Source organism: Spirosoma migulaei (genome assembly GCF_054776855.1).
The window spans coordinates 309,230-321,124 of record NZ_BAAHBG010000027.1 but is presented as its reverse complement, the minus strand read 5'-3'; the positions used below and the strand labels follow the sequence as shown (position 1 = coordinate 321,124).

Below are 11,895 nucleotides of genomic sequence, written 5' to 3'. Positions count from 1 at the left end.
CAATAGAATCCACAGAATCTTTTATTCCCCAGTACCATCATGATTGTTAAACTTGCTGAAGGAAACCTGAAAACTAAATTTGGAGAATACCGTGAAGTTCTCTTTTACGATGGGCAAAACGAATCGATTGCCTTGTTAATGGGTGATGTGGATGGGGCAGAAGAGGTATTGTGCCGGGTTCATTCGTCCTGTCTGTTCGGACATGCGTTTAACAGTATTGAATGTGATTGCCGGGAGCAGATGGAAATTTCTCAGCAACTTATTCAGCAGGAGGGAAGAGGCATCGTGATTTGGCTCGATCAGGAAGGAAAAGGAAATGGTCATTTTGCCTTGCTAAAAAGCGTTGAGTATAAACGAATAGGGCTGGCTCAGGCCGATGCGTACGAAGCGGTAGGGTTTAAACGAGATGCCAGAGACTACAGGGTAGCCGCCGAAATCTTAAATGAACTGGGCGTTAAGTCGATTCGTATGTTGACGAACAATCCCAAAAAAGTAGATACGCTTACAAAATATGGTATTCGTGTTGTTGGCATCAAGGCAACAGAATTGTAAACGGCACTAGCAAATAAATAGGTCATCCAGATAACAATGAACGATTGTCTGGTACATTATTCATTATTCATTATTCATTATTCATTATTCATTATTCATTATTCATTATTCATTATTCATTATTCATTATTCATTATTCATTATTCATTATTCATTATTCATTATTCATTATTCATTAGTTTACTCCCTCGTCACCGTTCCTGTTATATACCCGTATGGCTCATCGGTAGCGATGAAAATCTCGTTTTGGTTGTCCATTCCGAACTGCTCCAGGTTGAACGGGATGTGGTGTTTGTTGGGCATGATCAGGCTTATTTCGCTTACTTCCTGATTCTCTTCCAAGACGGCCGATCCCATAGCCAGCAACGTTTGCTGCACCGACAGACTCTTGTGATGCGCGAAGGTTTTTAGTAGCGTTTCGCGGATTTTGCCGAACAGACTCGTAAAGTCAAGGTTGTGGGAAGTGTACACCCAGTTGGCCTCGCATTGGGTCGCGAAAATGCGGTCGGCCGTTTCTTTCAGGGTTGTGTATTGGTCTTTGACGTAGCCCTCAAATCCCGAATCGGTTGTTTTTAGAATCAGCAGATCTTTGATGCCCGAGGTCACACGAATTGCTTCGGTAGTCTGTACTAAGGTTGTTGTCCGTTTTTCAGAACCGCCACCCACATAGGCATGATGATGCGGCTCACCGTCGAAGGCCATGCGAGCCCAGGGATGCTCGATAATATGGACGGTGGCCTGCGATACCTGCGGATTATTGGTGATAAAATAATTGGCTAAATAGAGGCCGAAATTTTCGATAGAATCCACAAAATGCTCTTTGGCCAGCGCATACACCGTGTTTTTCTGCGTATCGGTAGGTACTATTTTGGAGTTATCGCCTACCGTGTGGGCCGTTTCAAAGTCTCCTTCCAGCGATACGTTGACGGAGATCTGTCTGAATTCATGGTAGTTAGGGTGCCGAATGATTTTTGACAGGTTCACGGCATTCTTTCCGTACGCATTTTTTTTCAAGGTGAGCTTCATGGTTGTTTCGGCTGTTTTGGGTAGTATTGACCTCTAGTATAGAAATTAATTTTCTATTTTTAGTATGATCGATCGTGCCATCAAAGGAAATAAAATCTGTACGCCAGAAGGAATCAGAAAAGCCGTTGTTTTACTAAAAGACGGTCTGATTGCTGATGTTCTACCGGAAGTACCACAAGGGTTCAATGCCGAAGTCATCGACATCGGAGATCGTGTGCTGATGTCGGGCGTCATTGACCCGCACGTCCACATTAATGAACCCGGTCGAACAGATTGGGAGGGTTTCAACACGGCCACGCGTGCCGCCATTGCGGGTGGCTTGACCACGCTGGTCGATATGCCCTTGAACTCATCGCCAGTAACGACAACTGCCGAGGCTTTCGACCAGAAGATGGCGGCCACTAAAGGACAACTCCATACGAACTGTGGTTTCTGGGGAGGCCTTGTGCCGGGCAATACGGACGAGATTGAACAGCTGATCAATAAAGGCTTATTGGGGTTCAAAGCGTTTCTAACCCACTCCGGTATCGACGATTTCCCGAATGTGACAGAAGCCGACCTGCGAAAAGCGATGCCAATTATTGCAAAACATGGGTTGCCTCTACTGGTTCATTGTGAATTATCGACGGACGAAAAACTGGCCACTGGTGATGCTCGTTCATACGCGAACTACCTGTCTTCCAGACCGAAAGAATGGGAAGATAAAGCCATCGATAGGATGATTCGGCTTTGCGAAGACTACAATTGCCGGACGCATATTGTCCATTTGTCGTCGGCTAATTCCATTGAGTCCATTGACAAAGCGAAACAAAAAGGCTTGCCACTCACGGTCGAAACGGGGCAGCATTATTTGTATTTCACTGCTGAAACCATTCGGGATGGGCAAACGCAGTTTAAATGTGCGCCACCCATCCGCGAAAAAGAAAATAACGACCAATTATGGGAAGCGTTGCGCTCTGGAATCATTGATTTTGTCGCTACTGATCATTCGTCCGCACCACCCGATTTGAAGCAGATGGAAAGTGGTGATTTCATGAAAGCCTGGGGGGGCATCGCGTCCCTGCAACTAGCTTTGCCCGTGCTTTGGACAGCTGCCCGCCAACGCGGTTTCATGGTAACGGATATTGCCAGGTGGCTGAGTGAAAAACCGGCACAATTAGCGGGATTGGATCATCGAAAAGGGCGAATTGCAAAAGGCTACGATGCCGATTTAATCGTCTGGAATCCTGAAAAATCGTTTGTCGTTTCAACAGATTCCTTGCAACACAAGCATAAAATGACGCCCTATCTGAAAGAAGAGTTATACGGCGTTGTCGAGCAAACGTATCTGGGGGGTGAACTGGTTTTTAAGGATGGAAGCTTTGTTGTGTTGAACTCCGGAAAATTTATTAAACACAGAGGGACAGAGACCACAGAGTTTTAATCATCACAACACAATTCTGTGTTCTCTGTGCCGCATCGGCGGACCGCTCTGTGGACAATAAATCTATACATGAACGTTATGATCGACTACTTGCTCCGAGCTGAGAACGTACTGAACAAGGTCAACGAACTGGCAGCAATCAGTGATGATCCTGCCTGCGTAACCCGTACGTTCGGGACCGTAGCGTTTCAGGAGGGAAGTCGATTGATTCAGCGATGGATGCAGACTGCTGGCTTGCAAACGCGGGTCGATGCCATTGGTAATGTCAGAGGCCGGTTAACAAGTTCAATAGCGGGCGCTAAAACGTTTGTCATTGCCTCGCACATGGATACGGTCGTGAACGCCGGAAAGTTCGACGGCCCGATGGGCGTAATCATGGGGCTGGATTTACTCGAACAACTCCGCCAATCGGGTAAAGCGCTGCCGTTTCATCTGGAATTGATTGCCTTCAGCGATGAAGAAGGTGTTCGCTTTCATACGACATACCTGGGCAGTAAAGTCGTTGCCGGTTCGTTTGATACGAGCCTGTTGGCTAAAAAAGATGAGTCGGGCACGACACTGAGCGAAGTCATTCAGGCAATTGGTTGTGGTATCGATCAACTGCCTGCCGATGCGATTGCGCCTGACGATTGGCTAGGGTATGTTGAAATACACATAGAGCAAGGACCTGTTCTATACGAACGAAATGTGCCTGTGGCGGTTGTGACAGCCATTGCGGGTCAAAAACGAGTGGAAATTAAGTTTAGGGGTATGGCTGGCCATGCTGGAACCGTGCCCATGGATATGCGGCAGGATGCGCTCTGTGCTGCTGCCGAATTCATTCTGGAGGTCGAACGGTTTGGGAACACAACTAAACAGCATCTGGTGGCTACGGTTGGTAAACTAAATGTAGTGAATGCCGCCAGTAATGTTATTCCCGGCGACGTACATTGCAGTCTGGATGTACGGAGCAACGATGAGACCGTTTTAGCGTCGGCCTACCAAATGTTACAGTTGGCATGTTATGCCATTGGCGAAAAACGGGGCGTTCCGGTTACGTGGAATCTTATTCAGGAAACCGATCCAGTAGCGTGTGACATTCTACTGACTGAATTACTAGCCAAGTCGATAAACGAGTCTGGTTATGAATTAATTGACCTAGTGAGTGGCGCTGGGCATGATGGCGTGCCGATTTCGCAGGTTGCGCCGGTATGTATGCTATTCGTGCGTTGTTTTAAGGGCATCAGCCATAACCCGTTGGAAGATGTTGAAGTAAGTGATATGGCAGCTACCCTTCAGGTTGCTGATCGATTTATAAACCACCTTATTGATAATTTTTTGTCATTCCGACCTCAGGAGGATTGACAAAAATTACCTCGAAAGTAAAACATATGGAAATTTCAGCACTTACCCGGTCCGTTGTTAAGCGCAACCACGCCGTCATTAGCCCCGATGGCTACATCAATAGTCGCGTACCTGGTTGGGACAACTGTACGGTAAACGTCATCATCAATGAGCAAATGGGCGCTAACCTGTGCCAGACACTCATTACACTGAAGGAAGACGGTAAACTCGTTGGTACAACCAAACAATCTCAATTATTTTTCTATGTCATCAGTGGCCAATGCACGGCAACGGTGAGCGGGACGGAAAAAACGCTGAAAACGGGCCAGTTTGTGTATATTCCTATAGGCAACGACTATCTGATTGATAATCCGGAAGCGGGTACGCAAGTGCTGACATTCCATAAACTCTACGAAAAACTGGAAGGCTACAACGTTCCGTCGGTGCTGTTCGGCGATGCGGCAACTATAGCAGGGCCCAGTTACATGGGCGATCCAGCCTTACGGTTGCAGGTGCTGTTACCCGATGATTTATCGTTCGACATGGCCGTGAATATTTTCACCTACGATCCCGGCGGACACTTGCCGCTGGTCGAAACCCACATCATGGAACATGGCCTCATTTACCTGCAAGGGCAGGGCGTGTACATGCTCGATCAGGATTGGTATCCGATCAAAAAAGGCGATTCAATCTGGATGGCGCCGTACTGTCAGCAATGGTTCACGGCAATGGGCAAAGAACCCGCGGTGTACATTTACTACAAAAACGTGAATCGGTTCCCAACGACAATCTAAAGAGATAACAGAACGCAGATTTTTATGATTTATAGGAGTGGTATTGATTTTACAACAACATGAAGTAATAGTGTATTTGAATTTTTAAATCATATTGATCATAAAAATCTGCGTTCTATATGACACTGCCTGAATTAAATCAACTGCCAATCCCTCAACTAAAAGAGGCTCTGTTTACTTGCTGTGGATCAACGACATGGGTGAACGAGCTGGCCAACTTGTTCCCGTTTGAGACCAAAGAAAGTCTGTTTGAACAGGCTGAGGTTATCTGGTTTTCCCTAGCTGAAAGCGACTGGCGAGAAGCCTTCGGCCATCATCCCAAAATAGGCGACATTAATTCCCTGCGCGAAAAGTACGCGTCAACGGCATCCTGGGCCGAGGGTGAACAGGCGGGCGTTTCGACGGCGTCGGTGAGTGTTTTGGAAATGTTGGCCGAAGGGAATCAATTTTATGAAGAAAAGTTTGGCTATATTTTTATCGTCTGCGCCACCGGAAAATCGGCCGAAGAAATGCTGAATAGACTGGAGTCGAGGTTACTGAATTCGCCAGAAGACGAACTCCAGATTGCGATGCAGGAGCAGAATAAGATCACTAAAATTCGGTTGGAAAAACTTCTGGTTTCATGAGCGCTATAACCACCCACATCCTCGATACGACCCGCGGTAAACCCGCAGAAGCCGTGAGTATTGTCTTATACCATCAACAGCGGGAATGGATAGAAATCGCCCGCGGGGTAACTAATTCAGATGGCCGGATTGGTAATTTACTGCCCAAAGAAACGGTCTTGCCAACGGGTACCTATAAACTACGTTTTGAAACGGGTGCCTATTTCGAACAACTGGGCGTGGCAACCTTTTATCCATTTATCGAAATTACCTTCGCCATTACCACCGGCGAGCATTACCATGTCCCCTTGTTAGTAAACCCATTTGGTTATTCGACCTATCGAGGGTCGTGATTTGAATTTTTAATGAATAATGTAGAATGAATAATGGCCCAGGAACCTGCATTATCCATTATTCATTCTACATTGTCCATTATCCATTAATTATGAACATCAACCCAGCACGTCTACAGCATTTCTTTGAAGTTTCGAGTGAGCTCGGAAAAATTGGCGAAACCGGTATGTGTCGACCGGCTCATTCGGCTTTGGAAAAAAAGATGTTTGAGCACGCCAAAGGCTGGATGGAAGCTGCTGGATTGACAGTGCGCATCGATAGCTTTGGGAATTTAATTGGTCGGCTTGCTGGCAAAAATCCGGATGCGCCAATTTTGATGACAGGCTCACATCTGGATACACAGCCCTACGGAGGGCGCTTCGATGGGATTGCAGGCGTATTGTGCGCGATTGAAGCCGTATGTACCATTGCCGGGCAGGGTATTATTCCCGAAACCAGTATCGATGTCATTGCCTTTGCCGATGAAGAGAGCTGGCGATTCAATAAAGGCCTTTTTGGGTCGAGAGGTATTTTGGGGAAACTGGAAGCCGGGGAGCTACAACGAAAAGACAAAGACGGTATAACCCGCGAGCAGGCCCTGCTTGACTTTGGCTGCGACATTACCAGATTTAAGGAGGACGAATATGCCCCCGGCAGCATTTGGTGTTTTTTAGAGCTGCACATCGAGCAGGGGCCAGTGCTGGATCAATCCAATAAACCCATCGGTATTGTAAGCGGCATTGCTGGCCCGCTGTTGATGAGCTTACAGTTGAAAGGTATGGCCGGACACGCCGGTTCGGTACCAATGTCCCTCAGAAAGGACGCGCTGGTAGGGGCCGCCAAAGTAGTGGTGGCCGTCAACGAGATCGCATCGCAGTTTGCACCCGCGCCTACGGTGGGTACCGTTGGAACGTTGAACGTATTTCCAGCATCCCGGAACATTATTCCCGAGACTGTCAGCATGACCATGGAGTTCAGGGACATCGATATGGAGCGTCGCAATACCTGCGAGCGTCAATTAAACGAAGCCATTGCTGACATTACGCAAACACATAACTTATCCTACGAGCTGACCGTCGATACGGATATAAAATCAAGCTACTGTGCCGATTGGATTAAAGATACCATCCGTGCCAGTTGTATGGAATTAGGTCTGGATGCCCCCGAACTGGTTAGTGGCCCATTTCACGATGCCCTGGTGATGTCGGAAGCCTGCGATTATGGAATGATTTTTGTGCGCTGTAAAGACGGAATCAGTCACAATCCGCTGGAATATGCATCCTACGAAGATCTGACTTTGGGAAGTGAAGTATTATACCAGACTATTTTGAAAATTGTGGGCTGATGCTGACTGAAGGGATAATGTAAATGGATAATGGATAATGGATAATGAATAATGGATAATGGATAATGAATAATGAATAATGAATAATGAATAAGTAGGCAGGACTTTTGTGTAGACCGGTTTCTAGAAAAAACCTTTACTAACAAGTTACAAATTGCTCATTATTCATTTTACATTGTTCATTAAATTTTGTGATTTATCTACGGCAACGAACCTCCCTCCAGGCCGAATTGGAAGGACTGTAAAATGGCTCGATAATACGTATCATAAGCCTGCGACTGACTGTTGGGGCAAGCTAGTTCGACAGAAAGCAGATAGTTGGGCTGAGCCGATACAATAAACCGATCCAGTTCAATCTCACTAACATTTTCATTGCGGCCGATGGCCGTATAAAGACGGGTCGGTATCTGATCAACATTAATTACCGCCGAATCCGTAAAGGCAAATCCATTATTTGCTTCCAGGGTACGGCGCCTGAATATTGCTGGCCAACGAGTCAAAATTCCGGTCCAGATCCGGCCACTAGGGGGGCGGTAGAAGGTTACCCGAATGCCACCGGCCAAATAGCCAGTCTCAGGATTATAGGCACCTTCGGGGGCAAATATACTGGTCTGTACATAACTGGTATCCGGGTCAGTACCATATCGCCAGCCATCGCTTTGGTAGGTTTGCCAGCCACGGGGATACAGCATGGAAAATAGTTTCTCCGGATGCACGTAGCTCGTAAACAGTTTTTCAAACTGCTTCTCATCCCGTTTTTTCTGCAAAGCCAGAACCTCGCCAACTGTAAATCGAACAGAATGTCCGTTTTTGTCAAGAGCATCTTTGATGTACTGAACGGATAGAGCAAAATTGAGGTTTTGCCCGCGTTCATCGATCATGGTGTTCATACCAATCACCTGGCCATAGAGGTTCAGTAAAGGCCCTCCACTATTGCCATGCGAAATAGGGGCGCTTATTTGTAAATAGGACACACTATCGAGTTGACGATGTTGGGCGAAATTACCCACCGACGGCGTGTGGGCATAGGCAATTGGATTGCCGATCGTTACCACCGTTTCGCCAGGCTTTAGCGCCTTGTCGTTGCCTAGAGGTAGGGCGGGTAGGTCAGTCGAAACATCAATTTTGAGTATAGCGAAATCGGGATAACCAACATCATTGTAATTGTAATCTACAATGCCTAATACTGGGTAAGTCTGGCCATTTGCTAACGTCACCTCAATACGTTCGGCATCGCGGATGACGTGGTAGTTGGTAACGATGAGGCCTTTCAAGTCAATGATGAATCCGGCTCCCAGCATACTGCGGTTATTCGCCTGAAAGCCACGCACTTCAACAACTGATGTGTCGGCCTGCGCTATAACATCTTCAACAGGCATTCTTCGAGGGCCGCAGGCAACAAGAACCAATAGGAAACAGGCTATTGACAAAATTGATGATAATTTCATAAATAAGTGAGATGGGCGGGTTTCGATTCCCTATCTGGTGTTTTAAATATTAAAAGTCAATCGGTTTGGAGCCAGTCTCAATAGTTAGTGATAACTATTTTTGATGTTTTTAAGCCTCGATCTGTGAGGGTACCTACCCCTTAGATTAGCCTGAAATGTACTACTGTAAGGACGCTGCAATGTCAGTATTAGTCACATCCTCTGGCGTAAGGATCTAAAGAAAATTTAGCTTTGTAAAACGAAAAACTATTCCCACAGTTCTAAAAATTGTAGGAATAGTTTTGTATAAATAATTCCTTTTTAGGTAAAAATCACCCTTGTGCTATGCGTAAAGATGATTTTTTGATTCATGCCTTTGGATAAATATATCTGGCAAGAACTAAAGATGGCGTGGGTTTTGTGCCGATATGGGGCATAATGATTGATAAAACTCACGAAAAATGAAAAATAATCCACATCCTTTCATAAAACGGTTAATTAATGTGCTACTGACCTCTTTGTTCGTTGTACAAGGTTTTTCCAGCACAGCTCAGCAACTGTACATCAATGAACTAATGGCTTCCAATGCCCGAACCATTACCGACGCTTCGGGTTCGTATGAAGACTGGTTTGAGATCTATAATCCGAACTCCACAACTGTTAACATTGCGGGCTATTACCTTTCCGACAATGCTACCCTAACAAAATATCGCCTGCCTACCGGCTCGTCGCAGACTATCATTCCAGCCAATGGGTTTCTGGTGCTTTGGGCTAGTGATGTTACCAGCCGGGGGCCACTACATGTTGGCTTCAAGCTTTCTGCCGATGGAGAAATGCTTAGTTTGGTACGACCGGATGGCATTACGGTAGTTGATCAGGTAACGTTTGGCCCGCAGCGTACCGATGTTTCCTGGGGACGAAAGCCCGACGGCTCAACTACCTGGCTTTATTTTCAGCGTACCAACACCATCAACAATACGAGCCCAGGAGCGAGCAATAATGCCAAAACGGGCTATGCCAGCGTCTTGAGTGCGCCGGTTTTCTCGCAGGTGGGGGGCTTCTACCCGTCGGGTTTTAGTTTGAGTATCACCTCGCCTGATCCCACAGCTACCATTTACTATACGCTGGATGGTTCAGAACCCGATCCTGCCAGCCCCGGCCCCAATACCTATCAGTATAAAAATAACTACGCTGAACACCCTGGACAGGGCAATGGAGCACTGTTGAACGGGAGCTACCAGTCATTAACGTATTCCAGCCCTTTATCGATTAGCGACCAAACCAGTTCGCCCAATAAAGTATCTATTAAATCATCTACATTCAATTCGTCACCTTATTACGCGCCAACTACGCCGGTTTTTAAGGGAACTGTAGTAAGGGCGGTGGCTTATAAGGCAAATGCACTGATAAGCGACATCGTGTCGGAAACGTATTTTATTGCGCCTGCAACACGATACGGAAATCTGCCGGTTATCTCAATCAGTACCAATGAGAAATCGTTATTTGCCTATTCGAACGGTATCTATACGGCTGGCTCAACATTCGAAAGCTGGCGAGCGACGAATCCAACAGCCGAAACTATTTTCTGTACACCTGGTAACTTTTCAAACACGGGAGATAACTGGGAACGGCCGTCATACGTTCAGTTTTTTCTGAATGGCAGTTCGATCCTTAATCAACGGGCGGATATTGCTATCAATGGTGGTTGCTCACGGTCTGTTCCGCGCAAAGCTGTGCGACTATATGGGGACGACGATTTCAGTTATCCATTTTTCAGCAATCGACCTATCAATCAGTTTTACAATCGATTATTGCTCCGCAGTGGTGGTAACGACTGGGATTTTACAACCCTGATCGATTCGTATATGCAGACAATGGTGCGGCATCTGCCGTTTGAGACCCAATCAAATCGCCCAAGTGTTGTGTTTATGAATGGCGAATATTGGGGTGTTCATAACCTAATGGAAAGGTATGATCAATACTATCTGAATCGAAACTTCAACGTTGACCCAGATAGTGTTGATGTGATTAAATTCGATTATGGGGCCTACGTTGCTGACAACGGTGATCTGACAAAATTTTACGCCCTTAAAGATCACTTTGTAGGGTCACCTACCATCGATTATACGTTTGTGAATACCCAAATGGATGTAGAGAGTTTTTCGGATTATCAGATTTCTGAAATCTATTCAGGGAATTTCGATTGGCCCTACAACAATCAGCAACTCTGGCGCAAACGAACCAGCCAGTATCTGCCCAATGCACCTAAAGGCCATGATGGTCGTTTCCGCTGGATGATGAACGATATGGACTGGACACTGGGCGCAGGGAACGGATATACGTCCAATTCGCTTGATCGCGCCACTTCAACTTCTGGTTATGGTACTGACGTTACCGAGTACACACGCTTTTTGCGTCGGCTATTGGAGGTGACTACCTACAAATCGTACTTCATTAACCGCTTTGCCGACCTGCTGAATACAACCTTTAACCCTACCCGAACCACCGATCTACTCACTACGTTTCAGCAGGATTATCAACCCTATATGGATGAACATTTTGCCCGATGGAAGACCGGCAACTCGGTTACTAAATGGCTTACGAATATGAATACAGTCCGTACATTCCTGCAGCAACGCCCGGCCGCTGTACGTGATCACATGCGCGCCCGATTTGGTCTTAGTGCTAATCGGACTATTACCCTGGCAGTGTCTGATGCTACACAGGGCTATGTTAAAATCAATACAATCGACATTTTGCCTACTACCGTCGGTGTAGCCACTAACCCGTATCCCTGGAGTGGCGTCTATTTTCAGGGTAACACGGTTCGGGTTGTTGCCAAACCGCGTGTTGGATACCGATTTATTGCCTGGCAGGAGAACGGAGCTACCATTTCGACCGACACTGCCTATAGTTTCAATCCTACCGCAAACCGAGTCCTCAATGCCCTTTTTGATATTGACAACTCCTTAACTGGCAAACCGGTAGCATACAGACTAAGTACTTGCGAGTATCGATTTGATAGTTTCTCGCCCACTACGCCAGCAGGCACCTATCCGCCTAACAT

General features: G+C 46.5%; 10 protein-coding genes. 8 read left to right on the top strand and 2 right to left on the bottom strand.

The genetic code is table 11. The annotated features are described in order from the left end of the window. Nucleotides 1-39: 39 nt before the first annotated feature. Nucleotides 40-552: a GTP cyclohydrolase II RibA gene (gene ribA / locus ACYVGO_RS26240; protein ID WP_460971814.1), complete on the top strand. Its 513-nt coding sequence runs from the start codon at nucleotides 40-42 to the stop codon at nucleotides 550-552. A gap of 180 nt (nucleotides 553-732) precedes the next feature. Here ribA and pucL read toward each other — a convergent pair whose 3' ends face one another. Continuing rightward, nucleotides 733-1,578 (bottom strand): factor-independent urate hydroxylase, encoded by an 846-nt coding sequence (gene pucL, locus ACYVGO_RS26235; protein WP_460971813.1) that lies wholly within the window; start codon nucleotides 1,576-1,578, stop codon nucleotides 733-735. A gap of 64 nt (nucleotides 1,579-1,642) precedes the next feature. On the opposite strand from pucL, the gene allB reads away from it, so the two are divergent. The 6 genes from allB (at nucleotide 1,643) to ACYVGO_RS26205 (ending at nucleotide 7,401) form a co-directional block, all read left to right on the top strand. Beyond that, a complete protein-coding gene (gene allB / locus ACYVGO_RS26230; RefSeq protein WP_460971812.1) occupies nucleotides 1,643-3,001 on the top strand; it encodes an allantoinase AllB in 1,359 nt (452 codons plus the stop codon). A gap of 78 nt (nucleotides 3,002-3,079) precedes the next feature. Beyond that, nucleotides 3,080-4,345 (top strand): allantoate amidohydrolase, encoded by a 1,266-nt coding sequence (locus tag ACYVGO_RS26225; RefSeq protein WP_460971811.1) that lies wholly within the window; start codon nucleotides 3,080-3,082, stop codon nucleotides 4,343-4,345. Nucleotides 4,346-4,371: 26 nt separating this feature from the next. Further along, on the top strand, nucleotides 4,372-5,118 hold the full coding sequence (gene allE / locus ACYVGO_RS26220; RefSeq protein ID WP_460971810.1) for a (S)-ureidoglycine aminohydrolase: 747 nt from the start codon (nucleotides 4,372-4,374) through the stop codon (nucleotides 5,116-5,118). Nucleotides 5,119-5,237: 119 nt separating this feature from the next. After that, entirely contained in the window at nucleotides 5,238-5,744 is a 507-nt protein-coding gene (gene uraD / locus ACYVGO_RS26215) for a 2-oxo-4-hydroxy-4-carboxy-5-ureidoimidazoline decarboxylase (RefSeq protein ID WP_460971809.1), read from the top strand. Then, nucleotides 5,741-6,076: a hydroxyisourate hydrolase gene (uraH, locus tag ACYVGO_RS26210; protein WP_460971808.1), complete on the top strand. Its 336-nt coding sequence runs from the start codon at nucleotides 5,741-5,743 to the stop codon at nucleotides 6,074-6,076. The genes uraD and uraH overlap by 4 nt, the downstream gene beginning before the upstream one ends. Nucleotides 6,077-6,168: 92 nt before the next feature. Further along, nucleotides 6,169-7,401 carry a M20 family metallo-hydrolase gene (locus ACYVGO_RS26205; protein ID WP_460971807.1) on the top strand — a complete coding sequence of 411 codons (1,233 nt, stop codon included), beginning with the start codon at nucleotides 6,169-6,171 and terminating at the stop codon, nucleotides 7,399-7,401. Between the two features lie 200 nt (nucleotides 7,402-7,601). Here ACYVGO_RS26205 and ACYVGO_RS26200 read toward each other — a convergent pair whose 3' ends face one another. Then, the gene (locus ACYVGO_RS26200) at nucleotides 7,602-8,849 is read right to left on the bottom strand and encodes a S1C family serine protease (RefSeq protein ID WP_460971806.1); all 1,248 of its coding nucleotides are present in this window, start codon (nucleotides 8,847-8,849) and stop codon (nucleotides 7,602-7,604) included. A 440-nt stretch (nucleotides 8,850-9,289) separates the two neighbouring features. Between ACYVGO_RS26200 and ACYVGO_RS26195 the strand changes: the two genes are divergently transcribed. Beyond that, a partial coding sequence (locus ACYVGO_RS26195) for a CotH kinase family protein (RefSeq protein WP_460971805.1) occupies nucleotides 9,290-11,895 on the top strand: 2,606 nt, incomplete at its 3' end.